The sequence below is a fragment of the Leifsonia sp. Soil_N53 genome (genome assembly GCF_057655165.1).
This window is the reverse complement of sequence record NZ_JBDGMM010000054.1, coordinates 35,650-52,115: the sequence shown is the minus strand read 5'-3', so window position 1 is coordinate 52,115 and position 16,466 is coordinate 35,650. Positions and strand designations below refer to the sequence as shown.

Sequence of the window (16,466 nt, the reverse complement as noted above, 5' to 3'; positions counted from 1 at the left end):
CCGTGGACCGCGACCCTTCGGACATCAAGCCCGTGCTGAACCGCCTGCGCCGAGCGCAGGGTCAGCTGAACGCCGTGATCGCCGCCGTCGAGAACGGCGGGAAGTGCCGCGATGTCGTCATCCAGCTCGCCGCGGTCTCCAGCGCGCTCGACAAGGCCGGCTTCCAGATCATCGCGACCGCGATGGAGAAGTGCCTCAACGACCCGGACGACACCAGCGATCCGATGACGGTCGCCGAGCTCGAGAAGCTCTTCATGACGCTGGCGTAGCGCGCGCGGCACCCGCCCGGCGCGCGACCGCCGCGACCGAGACCGCCGACGTCGCCAGGCTGATCAGGGCGCCGAGCAGGATCGCCGCGTCCTCCCCCGGCGCGAGCGTGTGCGTCTGGAGGCCGAGAGTCACTGCCGCGACCGGCACGCCGAGCTGGCCCGCCGAGGCGACGGCCTGCGCCCACGGGAGCCCCGCGAGCCGGGAGGCCAGGTGCGCCAGCACTGCGCCGACGCCGAGTGCGACGCCCAGCAGGATCATCGCCGGGTGCGCGACGAGCGCCCGCAGGTCGAGCGAGGCCCCCAGCCAGACGAAGAACAGCGGGCCGAAGAAGCCCTCCGTCATGCCGAACAGCTGACGCGCCAGCCGGTGCGGCTCTCCCACCGCGGACAGCACGAGGCCCAGCGCGAACCCCGCGATCATGATCGACAGCTGCGCGAACTGGGCGATCGCCGCGAACGCGAACAGCACCAGCAGACTCAGCCGCAGCTCGAGCGCGAACCGACGCCGCTCCGAGTAGGCGTGCAGCATCCGGCGGCGCCGGTTGGGCACGAACCTTATCAGCACGACCGCGAGCGCGACGGCGATCGCGACGATGACCAGCACCCCGATCCCCGCGCCGAGCGCCCTGCCCGGCTCGACGACGAGCGGCAGCAGCACTATGCACACGACGTCGGCGACCGCGATCTGCGCGACGAGCTGGGGCGTGGACCGGCGGTCCACGTTCACCGAACGCAGCATCGGCAGCACCAGCGCGGCCGACGACGACGCCAGCAGCACGCCGTAGAGCAGGCCGTTGCCGGAGTGCGCCACCGCGGCGAGCCCGGCGGCCAGGACCGCGGAGACCGCGCCGACCGCGCCCGCCCCGAGCGCGCCGCGCGCGAGCGCTCCCCGGACGTCCGGGTCGCGCACGGGGATCTGCGAGCCGACGACGACCATCGTCAGCCCGAAGCCGATGGAGGCCAGCAGCTGGAAGTCGTCGCTCGCCGGATCGACGAGCCGGAAGCCGGAGCTGCCGATCAGGATGCCGCCGGCCAGTTCGCCGAGGACGACCGGCACGCGCCAGATCGAACGGGCGGCCGCCAGCGGGCCGAGCAGGCCGACGGCCACCACCAGTGCGAGCACGGCGAAGCTCATGCAGAAACCGTAGCCGCACCCGGCGTGCGCGAGCCTGCGACACCGCCGACGCGAGTCGATGACGGACCCCACTCCATAGCCGATCCTTAGGCCGTTCTCAGCCGACGTAAGAATCCACAAAGATTCGACCAGCATCGTTGGAGGCATGACTGAGACCTGGGCCGCGACCACGGCGCCCCCGCGGCGCCCGCGGACGCGCAGCGGCGCCGCGACCCGGCACCGGCGTGGCGCGCGCACCGTGCGCATCCTGCTCGTCGCCAGCGTGATCGCCGTGCTCGGGATGTGGTGGTTCAGCGTCCCCGCGAACTTCGCCTCCACCCCGGCCAACGCCATCACCTCGCTCGGCGAGCTGAGCGGCCTGGTCGGCGCGCTGCTGGTCTGCTACCAGGTGCTGCTGATCGCCCGGGTGCCGTGGTTCGAGAACGCGGTCGGGCTCGACAAGCTGGTGTCGTGGCACCGGTCGCTCGGCGCGTCGGTCGTCTTCCTCATCGTCGCGCACGTGGTCTTCATCGTCCTCGGCAGCGAGGTGATCGACAAGAGCACGCCGTGGGACGAGTTCTGGACGGTCTACTACTCCTACCCGGACATGTTCACCGCGCTGGTCGGCACGATCGCGTTCCTCGCGGTCGGGCTCTCCAGCGCGCCCTTGATCCGCACCAGGCTGTCCTACGAGGTCTGGTACTGGCTGCACCTCACCACCTACGTGGCGATCTTCCTCACTTTCCTCCACCAGCTCAGCGCCGGCCTGCACTTCGTCGGCAACCCGGTCAACCGCGTCGTCTGGATCCTGCTCTACCTCGGCACCGCCTCCGCGGTCCTGACCTGGCGCTTCATCCTGCCGACCATGGACGCCTGGAAGGGCCGGATGCGGGTCATCGCCGTCGTGCCGGAGGGCCACGGCCTGAACAGCGTCTGGCTCGAAGGGCCGAACGTCGACCGGCTCGGCGTGCGCGCGGGCAACTTCCTGCTCTTCCGCTTCCTGGCCTGGGGCCACCTCGGCACGGCCCACCCGTACTCGGTGTCGGCGGTGCCGGCGAACGGCCGGCTGCGGATCACGGTCGGGACGCTCGGCGACCACTCCAGCCGCGTCACCGGCCTGAAGCCGGGGACGCTGGTCTTCGCCGAGGGCCCGTTCGGGCACTTCACCGCCGACCGGGCGAGCCGCGGCAAGCTGCTGCTCATCGCCGGCGGCGCGGGCATCGGTCCGATCCGGGCGCTGGCCGAGGACCTGGTCCTCCGCGGCGGGCGGCCGGTCGTGCTGTACCGGGTCAGCACGCCGGAGCAGCTAGCGCTCCTCGGCGAACTGCAGGCGATGCCGGGCGTCAGCGTCGTCCCGCTGGTCGGCCGCCGCGCCGAGCTCGGCTACGACCCGCTCGGCCCCGGATCCCTCCGGCGGATCGTCCCCGACCTGCACAACTGGGAGGCGTTCATCTGCGGCCCCGAAGGCATGGCCGAGCAGGTCGAGTCCTCCCTGCGCGAACTGCGGATGCCGAAGCGCTTCATCCACCGAGAAGAACTGAGCATGTCATGAACGGCAAATCCTGGCGCGGGACCATCCTCTTCACCATCATCCTCGTTGTGATGGGCGCCACTGTCGGCCTCAAGCTGTACGGAACCGGCGAGCAGACCGGTGCGCTGTCTTCGGCGCACGCGTCGGCGACGACGGGCACGACGCCCTCCCCGGCCCCCACCGCCACGAGCACGCCGAGCCCGACCGCGGCGCCGTCCGCCCCGTCGTCGGCGAGCGCCGCGCCCGCCGTCACCACGAAGACCGTCACCGGCGACTCCGTCGACACGGCATACGGCCCGGTGCAGGTGAAGGTCACCTTCGAGGGCACCACGATCACCGCGATCGACGCCGTGCAGTACCCGACCGAGAGCGGCCGCGACCAGGAGATCAACGCGCAGGCGATCCCGATGCTGCGGCAGGAGGCGCTGGCCTCGCAGTCGGCGAAGATCGACTCGATCTCGGGCGCCACCTACACCTCGGAGGGCTACATCCAGTCGCTGCAGTCGGCCATCGACCGGCGATGAGGTTCGTCGAGACCGTCATGGGCATCCCGATGTCGCTCGACCTCCGGGAGGCCGGCGAGGCGGCGGCCGCGGACGCCGCCGAGCGCGCCTTCCAGGTGCTGCGGGACGCCGACGCGCGCTTCTCCGCGTACCGTCCGGACAGCGAGCTCACCCGGGTGAACGACCGCGGCGGCGACCTCTCCGGGGTGAGCGACGACTTCGCCGAGGTGGTCGCGCTCGGCTCCCGGCTGGCGGAGGCCTCCGGCGGGGCCTTCCGCATCCGCCGGCCCGACGGCGGCTGGGACCTCGACGGGGTCGTGAAGGGCTGGGCCGCCGACCGCGCGGCCCGCTCGCTCGCCGCGAGCGGCCTCCGGGACTTCTGCCTCAACGCGGGCGGCGACGTCGCGGTCTCCGGCAGCCCCGGCGCGGGCCGGCCGTGGAACGTGGGCGTCCGCTCCCCGGACGACCCGAGCGCGCTGCTCGCCGTGCTGGAGGTGCGCGGCGGCGGGGTCGCGACCTCCGGAGCGTACGAGCGCGGCGACCACATCGTCGACGGCCGCACGGGCGCGCCCGCGGAGGGGCTGCGCAGCGCCACCGTCGTCGCGGACGACCTCACCACGGCCGACCTCCTGGCCACGGCGCTGTTCGCCCTCGGGGAGGACGGCGTCCGCTGGGCCGTCGGCCAGGGCGCGCGCGGCGTGCTCGCGGTCGCGGCCGACGGCCGGCTGCTGGGGCTCGGCGAGCTGACCTTCGCGGGAGCGGAGCCGAGCCGGTGACAGGCGAGGAGCCCGGCGGGGCGGACTCCTATACTGCCGACATGGGAGAGCGCCGGCGGGTCCTGATCGCGGAGGACGACAGCCGCCTCGCGGGCATGCTGGAGACCCTGCTCGCCTCCGACGGCTACGACGTGGAGCTCGCCCGCGACGGCCAGCGCGCCCTGCACCGCGGGCTCACCGAGCCGTTCGACGCCATCGTGCTCGACCGCGGCCTCCCCGCCGTCGACGGGCTCGGCGTCCTCCGCGGCCTCCGCGGCAACGGCGTGACGACACCCATCCTCATCCTGTCCGCGCTCGGCACCGCGCCCGACCGGGTCGACGGGCTGAACGCCGGCGCGGAGGACTACCTGGCCAAGCCGTTCGACATCGACGAACTGCTCGCCCGGGTGCGCGCCCTCATCCGCCGGGCGTCCTCCGACGTCCCGACCGTCCGCTTCCCCGGCGGCCGGCTCGACGTCGGGAGCCGCACCGTCACCCTCAGCGACGGCGAGCGCACGGTGCTCTCGGACCGGGAGGCCAGCCTGCTCGAACTGCTCGCCCGCCGCCCCGACCAGGTCTTCTCCCGCGCCGTGCTGCTCGACGAGGTGTTCGCCGACGCGGACGACCCCGGCGTGGTCGACACCTACGTCCACCACCTCCGCAAGAAGTTCGGCCGCACGCTCATCGAGACCGTCCGCGGCGTCGGCTACCGGCTCGGCGGAGTCGGATGAAGACGGACCAGCGCGAACTGCGCACGGCCTCGGCCCGGCTCGCCCTGCAGTTCGCCGGGATCATCCTGGCGCTGTTCGTGCTGCTCGGCGCTGTCGTCTACATCGTCGTCTCGACCGGGCAGACGGAGGCCGCCAAGCGCGCGTTGGCGGACGCGTCGCAGGTGGACTCGGTGCACGATGCGCCGCATGACCTCCTGGTCACGGTCCTCCTCCCGCGGGGCAGGGACGTCTCGCCGAACCTGCCGGAGGGGCTTCCCGACGAACGGGCGCTGCAGGAGGTGGCTCAGCACGGCGGATCCATCACCGAGACGGTCGTGGCCGAGGGCAGGAGCTACCTCACCCAGACCGACGTGCGCCGCGGCAAGGTGGTGCAGATCTCCTACGGCCTCGCCGAGCAGCAGGAGGAGATGGGCCGCCTGCTCACGGCGCTCATCATCTCGGGGGTGATCGCGACCGTGGCCGCGGCGCTGCTCGGGCTGCTGCTGGCGCGCCGCTCGATGCGCCCGATGTCGGACGCGCTCGCCCTCCAGCGCCGGTTCGTCGCCGACGCCGGGCACGAGCTCCGCACGCCGCTGACCCTGCTGAGCACGCGGGCCCAGCTCCTGCGGCGCCGCCTCACCCACGGCGGGGACGCGGCGGTCGACGACGACGTGCGATCGGGTCTGGACGAGATCGTGGACGACAGCCGCGCGCTGACGGAGATCGTGGAGGACCTCCTGACCGCCGCCGACCCCCGCCAGAACGCCGAGCCGGAACGCGTCGACATCGGAGAGCTCGCCGCGGTGGTCGCCCGCTCGGCCGAAGGCCGCGCGCACGAACGCGGCATCGCGTTGACCACCTCGGCGGCGCCGGGTGCGGTGGTGACCGGCGCGCCCGTGTCGCTGCGCCGGATGATCGTCGCTCTGGTCGACAACGCCCTCGACCACGCGCGCACCGGGGTCCAGGTCGACGTGTCGACCGACCGCGACGAGGTGGTGCTCTCGGTCGCCGACGACGGCCCCGGCTTCGGCGCCGCCCTCCAGGACCGCGCCTTCGACCGCTTCGCGTCCGCGCGCGCCACCGACAGCCCGTCCGGCCGCGAGCGCCACTACGGCCTCGGGCTGGCGCTGGTCGCGGAGGTCGTGGACCGGCACGGCGGCCGCGTGAACGCGGCCGACCGCCCCACCGGCGGCGCCGAGGTCACCGTCCGCCTCCCCCTCTCCACGTCGAGGGGCACGTAGTTGTCACTTAAGGGCGCGCTAAGTGACAACTACGTGCCCTTCGGCGTCGCGCTAGCGGGGGTTATGCGTCGGTTAGTTCTGTGGGCTCCACCACGGCGTCGACGAGGGCGCCGTTGCGCCAGACGGTGAGCTCCAGCCGCCTCCCGATCGTGCTGGCGATCATCAAGCGCTGGAGGTCGGCGACCGCGTGGATGCGCAGCCGGTCGAGCGAGATGAGGACGTCGCCCGTTCGGACGCCGGCGAGGTCGGCCGGGCTGTCCCGGACCACCGACGCCACCTGGATGCCGGTGCGCGCGCCGGCCTTGCGCGCGATCTCCGGGTTCAGGGTGATCTCCGCCCCGGCGATGCCGAGCCAGCCGCGGCGGACGCGGCCCTCGCGCATCAGGGTGTCCATGATCTGGCGGCTGGTCGCGTTGATCGGCACCGCCAGGCCGAGGCCGGTTCCGGCGACCGCGGTGTTCACGCCGACGATGCGGGCGCTGCTGTCCGCGAGCGCGCCGCCGCTGTTGCCGGGATTGAGGGCGGCGTCGGTCTGGATCACCTCGTCGACCACGCGGCCCGACCGGGTCGGCAGCGACCTCCCGAGCGCCGAGACGATGCCCGCCGTCACGCTTCCCGCGAGGCCCAGCGGGTTGCCGACCGCCACCACGAGCTGGCCGACCTGAAGCTTCGAGGCGTCGCCGAGCTCGACCGGTGCCGGAACCGGGGAGTCCGCGAGCAGCATCGCGAGGTCGGAGAGCGGGTCGCGGCCGATCACGCGCGCCCGCACCCGGGTGCCGTCCTCGAACGCGAGGTCGACGCCGGCGGTGCCCTCCACCACGTGCGCGCTGGTCAGCAGGTGGCCCTCGGCGGAGATGACGGTCGCGCTGCCGAGGCCGACGCCGCGGGCGGTCCGCGCGGTCACCGCGGCGACCGCCGGGCCGACCACGCGCGCGACGTGCACGACCGCGGCCGAGTAGGCGTCCAGCGCGTCCGAATCCGTCATGAGACGAGTGTGCGCCCGGTGCCGGCCGGAGGGGCCTCCCGTTCGCCGACGGCTGACGCGACGTCCGCTCAGCCTCCCGCGATCGCCTGCAGTGCCTCGGCGACGGCGTCCGCCACGAGCCGCGCCGCGGGGAGGCGACCGGCATCGGTCTGAACGCTCACCCGGAAGCGCCCGGCATACGAGGCCGCCACGAAGCCGACCCGGACGTTCGCCGAGAGCAGGGCCAGCGGCCACGCGCTCACCAGCTCGGCGCCGTCGAGGCGCAGCGTGCGCGCCGGGCCGGGGAACTCGGAGGCCACGGCCGCGACCGCACGCTGGGTGCGCGCGACGCGCATCAGGAGCGCCGCCGAGCGGGGCCCCGACATCCACTCGAACGTCCCGGCGGCCCTGGCCCGCGCCTTCTCCGACCGGGATTGCGCCGCCACGCGAGCCACGCCCGCGCGCGCGTCGGCGTCGGCCACGGGCACCTGCACGAGCATGACCCCGGTCGCGTTCCCCTCCCCCGCCAGCCGCGGGAGGCGCACGGGCGACGAGACCGGCAGGGTCGCGGGCAGCTCCTCGCCCGCCGCGACCAGGACGGCGCGCAGCCCCTGCCCGACCGCTGCCAGGTAGGCGTCGCCGATCGTGCCGCCGGCCCGTCTCGCGCCGTCGTGCAGCTCATCGAGGCCGACGTCGAGGAACGCGACGTCGCGCGCCGGGCCGAGCGGCCCGAGGAGGACACGGGAACGCACCGTGCGGCGGAACACCGCGGTGGTCTGCGCGGCGACCTCGCGGAGCCGCCGCAGCGCCGACAGCCGTTCCGCCGACGGGGCGGGGACGGTCGCGGCCGCTCCTGCGCCGAACCCCTCGCCTGCGACTCCGTCGTCGCAGAGGGCTGCGATCAGGGCCTCCGCCTCCAGGCCGTCGGCGAGCGCGTGGTGGAGGCGGAAGAGGACGCCGCAGCGCGTCCAGTCGACGCCGGGCACCAGGAGCAGCTCCCACAGCGGCCGGTCGAGCGGCAGCCTCAGCATGAGGGCCTGCGCGCACACCCGCTCGAGGGAGGGCGCCCCGCCGGCGGCGCCTCCGTCGCCGGCCCACAGGCGCACATGGCGGGCCGGATCGGGCAGCGCCGGCTCCCAGCGCCAGGTCGAGCCCGCCTGCACTGGCCGCCGGCACAGCGCGGGAGCCGATCGCACGCGCTCGGCGAGCACCCGTCGGATCCGGTCGACGTCCGGCACCCCGCGGGCGTCGACGAACCCGCCCGGAGCCAGCAGTCCCGCCAGCGTGACGACATTGGGCTGCCCGCGCTCCAGGGCGAAGTTCGCCGCATCCACCGCGGCGATCGCTCCGGCCGGAGCGTCACGCCCCCTCATGCCGCCAGGGTAGCGACGCAACAAAGCCCCGTGCACTGAAGATTCGGCCCGAAAATCACCGTCGAGACAGCGGGAATCGGCATTCGTGACCAACTCTTGCTGCGGATACCGTAGTCCGGCCGCCATTCGATCGCATATGATGACGACGCCCACCGTCGAAGGAGACTGGATGTGAGCGAGCAGCCCGCCATCAGGCTGACCGGACTGACCAAGCGTTTCGGGACGGTCGCCGCCGTCGACGACCTCGACCTGGAGATCGCCGCCGGCGAGTTCTTCTCGATGCTCGGACCCTCCGGCTCGGGCAAGACCACCGTGCTGCGCTGCATCGCCGGCTTCGAGCAGCCGACCTCCGGCACGATCGAGCTGTTCGGCCAGGACGTGACCGGCAAGCCCGCCGCCGCGCGCGACGTCAACACCGTCTTCCAGGACTACGCGCTGTTCCCGCACATGTCCGTGCTGGACAACGTCGCCTACGGCCTCCGGGTCCGCGGGGTGGGGCGCGCCGAACGCCGCCGGCGCGCGCTGGACGCTCTCGCCGCGGTGCAGTTGCCGGGCTTCGGCGACCGCAAGCCGGCTCAGCTCTCCGGCGGCCAACGGCAGCGCGTCGCCCTCGCCCGCGCGACGGTGGTGCAGCCGAAGGCGCTGCTGCTCGACGAGCCGCTCGGTGCGCTCGACCTCAAGCTGCGCCAGCAGATGCAGGTGGAGCTCAAGCAGCTCCAGCACGAGCTGGGCATCGCGTTCGTCTTCGTCACCCACGATCAGGACGAGGCGCTCACCCTCTCCGACCGGATCGCGGTGTTCAACAACGGCAGGATCGAGCAGCTCGGGACGCCGCGGGAGCTCTACGAGCACCCGGTCTCCCGGTTCGTCGCGGACTTCGTCGGCACGTCGAACCTGTTCGACCGCGAGCACGCGCGCAGCATCCTGGGCCGGGACGGCGAGTACTCGATCCGCCCGGAGAAGCTCGAACTGCACACGGAGCCCGACATCTCGGGCTCGCCATCGGCCGCGGGCACCCTGGTCGAGTCGGTCTACGCGGGCAACAGCATCCGCCGCGTGATCGACCTGGACGCCGGCCTGCGCATCTCCGTGCTGGAGAGCAACGACCGCACCCACCGCGCCGAGCTGGACCGCGGCTCCCGCGTGCACGTCTCGTGGAACGACGACGACCTCCGGCAGCTCGGCGGCGGCGCGCACGACGCGCCGGCCGCCGACGACGGACTCCAGACAGCAGACGTACCTCGCAGCAGAGGTGTAGCAGAGAGGCAAGACTCATGATCCGTGGAACGAAGCGCGCGGCGCGCTCGGCCGCCGCCGCGGCGGCCGTGTCCGCCGCCCTCCTGGTGCTGGCCGCCTGTTCCGGCGGCGGCTCCACCGGCGGCTCGGCCGGCTCGGTGCCCGACGTCCCGATGGCGAAGAAGATCGGGACGAACGAGAAGCAGCTCAACCTGATCGTCTGGGCGGGCTACGCCGAGGACGGCACCAACGACCCGAAGGTCGACTGGGTGACCCCGTTCGAGCAGAACACCGGCTGCCAGGTCAATGCGAAGGTCGCCGGCACCTCCGACGAGATGGTGCAGCTCATGCGCACCGGCGACTACGACGGCGTCTCGGCCTCCGGCGACGCCACCCTCCGCCTGGTCTACGGCGGCCAGGTCGCACCCGTGAACACGAAGCTCGTGCCGAACTACACGACCATCTCCAGCTTCCTCAAGGACAAGGCCTGGAACTCGGTCGACGGCCAGATGTACGGCATCCCGCACGGCTGGGGCGCCAACGTGCTGATGTACAACAAGGCCGACGTCACCCCGGCGCCCGACTCCTGGTCGGCGGTCTTCGACGACGCGTCGAAGTACACCGGCAAGGTGACCGCGTACGACTCCCCGATCTACATCGCGGACGCCGCGCTCTACCTGAAGGCGCACGACCCGTCGCTCGGCATCAAGGACCCGTACTCGCTCACCGAGAAGCAGCTCGACGCGGCCGTCTCGCTGCTGAAGAAGCAGAAGGCCGCCGTCGGCGAGTACTGGTCGGACTACACCAAGGCCGTGCAGTCGTTCGAGTCCGGCAGCAGCGTCGTCGGCACCTCCTGGCAGGTCATCGCGAACCTCATCCAGAGCGACGGCAAGGTGCAGGTCGGCACGACGGTGCCGAGCGAGGGCTCCACCGGCTGGTCCGACACCTGGATGATCGCGGCCAAGGCCAAGCACCCGAACTGCATGTACCAGTGGATGAACTGGATCACCTCCCCGACGGTCAACGCCCAGGTCGCCGAGTGGTTCGGTGAGGCGCCGGCCCAGACCAAGGCGTGCGAGAAGACCCAGGACCCGACGTTCTGCGAGCAGTACCACGCGCTCGACGCCGGCTACGCGGCCAAGATCCACTACTGGACCACTCCGCAGACCAAGTGCGTCGACGGCAGCGGCGACAACTGCACCGCGTACAGCGAATGGGTGAACAAGTGGCAGGAGATCAAGGGATGAGAGGAGCCCGGGGATGAGGGCCCGGCTGGGCTTCCTGCTCGGGCCTCCCCTGCTCTGGCTCGTCGTCATCTACCTGGGCTCGATCGCCGTCCTCCTGGTCTCGTCGTTCTGGACGGTGGACGGGTTCACGGGCGCCGTCGTCCCCACCTTCACGCTCGAGAACTACGCGACGCTTTTCACCGATCCGCTCTACGGGACGGTCGCGCTGCGGACGCTGCTCGTGGCGCTCGGGGTGACGCTCATCGACGCCGTGGTCGCCTTCCCGATGGCGCTGTACATCGCGAAGGTGGCCCGGCCGAGCCGGCGCGCGCTCTACCTCGTGGCGGTGACGACGCCGCTCTGGGCCAGCTACCTGGTGAAGGCGTACGCGTGGCGCATCCTGGTCGAGCCAGGCGGGCCGATCGCGGTCGCGACCGGCGGGTGGGCGCCCGGGTTCGGCCTCCCGGCGACGATCATGACGCTGGCCTACCTGTGGCTGCCGTACATGATCATCCCGGTCTACGCCGGCTTCGACCGGGTGCCCGACTCGCTGTTCGAGGCCAGCTACGACCTAGGGGCCTCGACCTGGCGGACGATCAGGACGGTCGCGTTCCCGCTGGTCTTCCCCGCCATCGTGGCGGGGTCGATCTTCACCTTCGCGCTGAGCTTCGGCGACTACATCGCGGTGGGGATCGTCGGCGGCAAGACCCAGCTGCTCGCGAACCTGATCTACGGGCAGCTCGTCACCGCGAACAACCAGCCGCTGGCGGCGGCGCTGTCGGTGATCCCGCTCGTCGCGGTCGTGCTCTACCTGCTCGCGGTCCGCCGCACCGGCGCATTGGAGAACGTGTGAAGCTGCTCTCGACCCCCGCGCGTCTCCTCGTCGGCCTGTGCATGCTGGTCGGCCTCGTCATCCTCTACGTGCCGCTGCTGCTGATCGTGCTGAACTCGTTCAACAGCTCGCGCACGTTCTCGTTCCCGCCCCCGGGGTTCACGCTGCAGTGGTGGGTGGACGCGTTCCACTCCCGCGGGGCGGCGGACGCGCTCGGCACCTCCGTCTTCGCCGGGCTCTGCGCGGCGGCGATCGCCCTGGTGCTCGGGACGATGGCGGCGTTCGCGGTGCAGCGGTTCCGGTTCTTCGGCCGGCAGAGCATCAACTTCCTGGTCGTGCTGCCGATCACCCTGCCGGGCATCGTGACCGGCATCGCGCTCGCGTCGACCTTCACGACGGTGCTCGGCCCGGTCGGCGTGACGCTCGGGATGGCGACGGTCATCATCGGCCACGCCACGTTCTGCATCGTCATCGTCTACAACAACGTGCAGGCGCGCCTGCGCCGGACGGGGACCTCGCTGGAGGAGGCCTCCGGCGACCTCGGCGCGCGCGGCTGGCAGACGTTCCTGTGGGTGACCCTGCCGCAGGTGCGCGGGGCGCTCGCGGCCGGCGTGCTGCTCGCGTTCGCGCTCAGCTTCGACGAGATCGTCGTGACGACGTTCACCGCGGGGCCGGCCGTGCAGACGCTGCCGATCTGGATCTTCCAGAACCTCTTCCGCCCGAATCAGGCGCCGGTTGTGAACGTGGTCGCGGCCGTGCTGACGATCCTCGCCATCATCCCGGTGTGGATCTCCCAGCGCCTGGCGGGGGACTCGGTCACCAGCCGGGTGTGATGCGCGGAAGGAGTTTTCGGCTGGATCTCCTTCCGGACGGCCTTCGGAAGGAGATCGCGGGCGTGTCCGCGCGCGATCTCCTTCCTCTGCGAGGGGGTTACGCCTCGCGGTGCTTCGGCGACCGGGTGGCGGTGTGGGACGCATCGCGCTCGACGGCGCCGCCGAGCACCTCGTCGATGCGGCCGAGCAGCTCGGCCGGGATGCTGACGCCGGAGGCCTTCACGTTCTCGACCACCTGCTCGGGGCGGGAGGCGCCGATGATGGCGGTGGCGACGTTGTCGTTCTGCAGCACCCAGGCGATCGCGAGCTGCGCCGGGGTGAGGCCGAGCTCCTGCGCGATCGGGGTGAGCTGCTGCACGCGGGTGAGCACGTCGTCGGTCAGCCAGCGCTTGACCGCGCCGGCGCCGCCCTTCTCGTCGGTCGCCCGGCTGCCCTCGGGCAGCGGAGCGCCCGGCAGGTACTTGCCGCTGAGAACGCCCTGCGCCACCGGCGACCAGACGATCTGCGAGATGCCGAGCTCCTTGGAGGTCGGCACGACCTCCGCCTCGATGACCCGCCACAGCGCCGAGTACTCGGGCTGGTTCGAGATGAGCTGGAAGCCGAGCTGAGTGGCGAGCGCGTGCCCGGCACGGAGCTGGTCGGCCGTCCACTCGCTCACGCCGATGTAGAGCGCCTTGCCCTGCCGCACGACGTCGGCGAAGGCCTGCATGGTCTCCTCCAGCGGGGTGTGGAAGTCGAAGCGGTGCGCCTGGTAGAGGTCGACGTAGTCGGTCTGCAGCCGGGTCAGGGAGCCGTCGATGGACTCCATGATGTGCTTGCGCGACAGCCCGACATCGTTGTGCCCCTTGGGACCGGTCGGCCCGAAGACCTTGGTGAAGATCTCCAGCGACTGCCGGCGCTCCCCCTTCAGGGTCTCGCCGAGCACGGTCTCCGCCGCCGTGTTGGCGTAGACGTCAGCGGTGTCGAAGGTGGTGATCCCGGCGTCGAGAGCTGCGCGCACACACGCGGCGGCCGTGTCGTTCTCGATCTGCGAGCCGTGGGTCAGCCAGTTTCCATACGTGATCTCGGAGATCTTGAAGCCGGAGTTGCCGAGGTGCCTGAACTGCACTGTCATTCCTTTCGAGCGGAGGTCGTCTCGATCGTAGGCAGACGGGATTCAGTGGGGCCAACAGTGGTTGGTGATGGGATTCAGTGCTGGGGATGCTGAGTGCCGGTCGACGTGCTCATCGATCCTTGAAATAACGGAACAGGTGGCGCTCTCGTATCGTGAGCACACCGGACAACGCCCCGACCAAACCCGCAAGCCAGAGCGAGCACATCATCGGGATCCCGATAGCCGACGAAGCTCCTCCCCCGCTCCCGAGGGTGACCCCGATCATCACGACAACTGGCATCGCAAGTGCCGCGGATGCCACCCCCCAGGCGACGGTCTCTCCGGCGACGATGCCTTTGAGATCACTGTGCGTGGCTCCCGCATGGAGGGCGGACGCGAGCACAAGTCGTCTGGAACGAACGCCGGCGAAGCCGAGGACCAGGCCCGTCAGCGCAGCACACGGACCCGCGAATCGGGTGACCCGCTCTGCGAATAGGGCAGGACCGTTGAACGTCGCGCCCAAGGTCACATTCAATTGCGCGATCACAGGCGGATCGTGCTGGTCGCCAGCGAGGAGCACGGTCGACAGCAGGGCGCCGGTCATGTCCTGCGCGGGCCGCGCGTCGACCCAGCACTCGTCGAACGGCTGATCCGCGAGCACTGGGGCGAGCGCTGCGTACGCGAGCCCCGGTCTTCTTCCGTCCTCGGGATAGGGATAGTCCCCGCCGACTCGCACGACCCCTGACGTCGTGGCCAACCTGTCCGACGCAGCCGGCCCCAATGCCTCCGTGGCTTCCGGGCCCAGGAGCACGCCTGCCGTGCGTGTGGCAGCGCCGATGACAGCGGTGAATCCGGGCGATACATCACTCACGGGAATCGGCGAGCGGCGAAGGACCGTCGGTGCGAGCTGGCGGGGCGTCGATCGCACCGCTCCGGCCGCGGACACCCCGGGCAACTCGGCCAGACGGTCGCAGCGCGTGCCGTCGACGCGGTCCAACGCGGTGACGATGGAGATCGACGCGCCGCTTCGAACGAACTCGTCTGCACGCGCGGCGAGCTGCTGCGTCGCGCTCAGATCGGCCCCCGCGAGGAGGCTGACAGTCGCCGCGGCGATAGCTGCCATGCGGCGCGAAGCGGCTGAACCGGTGGCGACATTTCGCCACGCTTCTCGAAGGATCGCGCGGAGCCTCATGATCGCCGATCAGGTGTCCTGGGCGCCTCAAGGTCTCTCCGCAGGACGATGTGATCCGTGCAGGCAGCCTGAGTGTCGCGGTCATGGGTTGCCACCACGACGATGCTGTCGTTCGCAGCGATGGCGCCGATCGCCGCGTTGACTCCGTTCGCGGTGTCCCTGTCGAGTTGCGCCGTCGGCTCGTCGATCAGGAAGAGATCCGGCGCTGCCGCGAGCCCTCTAGCCAGCATGAGACGTTGCGCCTCCCCTCCGCTCAGCTCGCGAAATGCGCGGTCTGCGCGGGCGAGGAGGCCGAAACCGTCGAGCAACTCATGTGCGCGAGCGTCCGCGTCCTCCGTCGAGTGACCTCGCGCGAGGAAGGGAAACGCCACATGATCACGCGCCGTCCGGTTCGGAGCGCCGAGCGGATTCTGGAAGACCCAGCCGATCCGCGCCTCATCCGGCACGGAGATGCTGCCTTCCGCTGGCGTCATCCACCCGGCGAGCAGCGCGAGCAGCGTGCTCTTGCCCGCGCCGGACGGACCCGTCAAGGAGTACACCCGGCCGGGCCTCAGCGTCACGCTCAGTTCGCGGAAGAGCCACTCGCCGTGAGGAAATCGATGACCGACATTCGAAAGCACTACGGGCATGACGAGCGTGAGTCAGGTCGCGTGTCGACACGTTCCGGTCTCTTTCCATTGGGGAACACGACGATCGTCTCTCCCAGCTGGGAACCGAGGATTTCGACCGGGTAGCGGTCACCGCGCGACGAAACGCAGCCGCGAACTCCATCCACGCCGAAGACTGCACTGGGAACGACGACCGAGACCTGGACGGGCTCGCTGAGAGCCAGGCGGGCATCGATCGGTTTCACCTCGGTCGCCGACACGTCCACGTTCCCGGCCGCGCCGAGCACCGACAGATCCGGCACGTCCACGATGCCCTCGTCATCGACGGCGTAAGGCACCTCTCCGACGATGGCGACCCGAGAGCCGGGCACGAGATCACTCGGCGGGTCGATGACGGCGACTCTCGGCGAGGTGGGCGCGAACGTCGCCATGATCGCACCCTGATCGACAGGTACTCCTGCGGGAAGTTCGCAGTGGGACACCGAGACGGTCGGGGTCGGTAGCCAGAGCACGGATCCGGCGGGAACGCTGTCCGGCGCGATCGTGACGCCGATTCTGGCGAATGCCTGAGCAGCGGCGACGATCGTGTTGCGCCCCACCACTCCATCGGCCTTGATCGGAGCCCCGAGGCGACGCAATTCCTCTTGGAGGGCGCGGACATCGTCGCCGGTCGAATCCGCGGTCAAATCGCGCCATAGCGGGACCCGTGTCGCGAGAGCGAGGTAGGGCCTCCCGTCGATCGAGACGGGCGATGTCCCAGACTCCACAACCATGCCTGGCTCACACGGGAAGGAGGTCAAGCGTCCGCTCGCCGGACCGAGCAGCGGGACCGGTACGGAGGTTCGAACGGAGAGCTGTATGTTACGCGCGTCATCGAATCGGTCCTGGCCGACGGGCAGCTCCTTCGTCGGGCTGGCCGAGCGGAGAGCGACGGGAGGTTCCGCCATGACAGTCGCGGCAGCTGCAGCGCCCGCCCCGGCGGCCGC

At 71.2% G+C, this 16,466-nt stretch carries 17 protein-coding genes; 10 read left to right on the top strand and 7 right to left on the bottom strand.

All coding sequences use genetic code 11. From position 1 onward, the window contains the following. The first annotated feature begins 2 nt into the window (after positions 1-2). Entirely contained in the window at positions 3-269 is a 267-nt protein-coding gene (locus tag AC3A3H_RS07740) for a metal-sensitive transcriptional regulator (protein WP_487613976.1), read from the top strand. On the opposite strand, the gene AC3A3H_RS07735 is transcribed toward AC3A3H_RS07740, so the two are convergent. Beyond that, a complete protein-coding gene (locus AC3A3H_RS07735; protein WP_487613975.1) occupies positions 253-1,404 on the bottom strand; it encodes a cation:proton antiporter in 1,152 nt (383 codons plus the stop codon). The two genes, AC3A3H_RS07740 and AC3A3H_RS07735, sit on opposite strands and share 17 nt — an antisense overlap. A gap of 145 nt (positions 1,405-1,549) precedes the next feature. Between AC3A3H_RS07735 and AC3A3H_RS07730 the strand changes: the two genes are divergently transcribed. Genes AC3A3H_RS07730 through AC3A3H_RS07710 form a run of 5 tightly spaced genes read left to right on the top strand, consistent with a single transcriptional unit; the run spans position 1,550 to position 6,123 of the window. Continuing rightward, positions 1,550-2,935 carry a ferredoxin reductase family protein gene (locus tag AC3A3H_RS07730; RefSeq protein ID WP_487613974.1) on the top strand — a complete coding sequence of 462 codons (1,386 nt, stop codon included), beginning with the start codon at positions 1,550-1,552 and terminating at the stop codon, positions 2,933-2,935. Further along, positions 2,932-3,438, top strand: a complete 507-nt coding sequence (locus AC3A3H_RS07725) for an FMN-binding protein (RefSeq protein ID WP_487613973.1) — start codon at positions 2,932-2,934, stop codon at positions 3,436-3,438. Before AC3A3H_RS07730 ends, AC3A3H_RS07725 begins: the two co-directional genes overlap by 4 nt. Next, positions 3,435-4,193 (top strand): FAD:protein FMN transferase, encoded by a 759-nt coding sequence (locus AC3A3H_RS07720; protein WP_487613972.1) that lies wholly within the window; start codon positions 3,435-3,437, stop codon positions 4,191-4,193. Before AC3A3H_RS07725 ends, AC3A3H_RS07720 begins: the two co-directional genes overlap by 4 nt. Positions 4,194-4,234: 41 nt before the next feature. Beyond that, a complete protein-coding gene (locus AC3A3H_RS07715) occupies positions 4,235-4,903 on the top strand; it encodes a response regulator transcription factor (RefSeq protein WP_487613971.1) in 669 nt (222 codons plus the stop codon). Next, positions 4,900-6,123 carry a sensor histidine kinase gene (locus AC3A3H_RS07710; RefSeq protein WP_487613970.1) on the top strand — a complete coding sequence of 408 codons (1,224 nt, stop codon included), beginning with the start codon at positions 4,900-4,902 and terminating at the stop codon, positions 6,121-6,123. The genes AC3A3H_RS07715 and AC3A3H_RS07710 overlap by 4 nt, the downstream gene beginning before the upstream one ends. 61 nt (positions 6,124-6,184) lie before the next feature. Here the strand turns inward: AC3A3H_RS07710 and AC3A3H_RS07705 are convergent, their stop codons facing one another. Together AC3A3H_RS07705 and AC3A3H_RS07700 are read right to left on the bottom strand one after the other, a co-directional pair. Beyond that, the gene (locus tag AC3A3H_RS07705) at positions 6,185-7,108 is read right to left on the bottom strand and encodes a S1C family serine protease (RefSeq protein ID WP_487613969.1); all 924 of its coding nucleotides are present in this window, start codon (positions 7,106-7,108) and stop codon (positions 6,185-6,187) included. A 68-nt stretch (positions 7,109-7,176) separates the two neighbouring features. After that, positions 7,177-8,460 (bottom strand): wax ester/triacylglycerol synthase domain-containing protein, encoded by a 1,284-nt coding sequence (locus AC3A3H_RS07700; protein ID WP_487613968.1) that lies wholly within the window; start codon positions 8,458-8,460, stop codon positions 7,177-7,179. A 171-nt stretch (positions 8,461-8,631) separates the two neighbouring features. Here AC3A3H_RS07700 and AC3A3H_RS07695 point away from each other — a divergent pair, with 171 nt between their 5' ends. Genes AC3A3H_RS07695 through AC3A3H_RS07680 form a run of 4 tightly spaced genes read left to right on the top strand, consistent with a single transcriptional unit; the run spans position 8,632 to position 12,587 of the window. Further along, the gene (locus tag AC3A3H_RS07695) at positions 8,632-9,738 is read left to right on the top strand and encodes an ABC transporter ATP-binding protein (protein WP_487613967.1); all 1,107 of its coding nucleotides are present in this window, start codon (positions 8,632-8,634) and stop codon (positions 9,736-9,738) included. Next, positions 9,735-10,943 (top strand): ABC transporter substrate-binding protein, encoded by a 1,209-nt coding sequence (locus tag AC3A3H_RS07690; protein ID WP_487613966.1) that lies wholly within the window; start codon positions 9,735-9,737, stop codon positions 10,941-10,943. Before AC3A3H_RS07695 ends, AC3A3H_RS07690 begins: the two co-directional genes overlap by 4 nt. A gap of 13 nt (positions 10,944-10,956) precedes the next feature. Continuing rightward, complete coding sequence (locus tag AC3A3H_RS07685) at positions 10,957-11,775, top strand: ABC transporter permease (RefSeq protein WP_487613965.1); 819 nt, start codon at positions 10,957-10,959, stop codon at positions 11,773-11,775. Beyond that, positions 11,772-12,587: an ABC transporter permease gene (locus tag AC3A3H_RS07680; RefSeq protein ID WP_487613964.1), complete on the top strand. Its 816-nt coding sequence runs from the start codon at positions 11,772-11,774 to the stop codon at positions 12,585-12,587. The genes AC3A3H_RS07685 and AC3A3H_RS07680 overlap by 4 nt, the downstream gene beginning before the upstream one ends. A 97-nt stretch (positions 12,588-12,684) precedes the next feature. On the opposite strand, the gene AC3A3H_RS07675 is transcribed toward AC3A3H_RS07680, so the two are convergent. From AC3A3H_RS07675 to AC3A3H_RS07660, 4 genes are all read right to left on the bottom strand, one after another. After that, positions 12,685-13,695, bottom strand: a complete 1,011-nt coding sequence (locus AC3A3H_RS07675; RefSeq protein ID WP_487613963.1) for an aldo/keto reductase family protein — start codon at positions 13,693-13,695, stop codon at positions 12,685-12,687. A gap of 115 nt (positions 13,696-13,810) precedes the next feature. Next, positions 13,811-14,803 carry a hypothetical protein gene (locus AC3A3H_RS07670; protein WP_487613962.1) on the bottom strand — a complete coding sequence of 331 codons (993 nt, stop codon included), beginning with the start codon at positions 14,801-14,803 and terminating at the stop codon, positions 13,811-13,813. A gap of 65 nt (positions 14,804-14,868) precedes the next feature. Then, entirely contained in the window at positions 14,869-15,501 is a 633-nt protein-coding gene (locus tag AC3A3H_RS07665; RefSeq protein WP_487613961.1) for an ATP-binding cassette domain-containing protein, read from the bottom strand. Next, positions 15,492-16,166, bottom strand: coding sequence for a peptidoglycan-binding domain-containing protein (locus AC3A3H_RS07660; protein ID WP_487613960.1), 675 nt, complete (start codon positions 16,164-16,166; stop codon positions 15,492-15,494). The genes AC3A3H_RS07665 and AC3A3H_RS07660 overlap by 10 nt, the downstream gene beginning before the upstream one ends. Positions 16,167-16,466 lie beyond the last annotated feature (300 nt).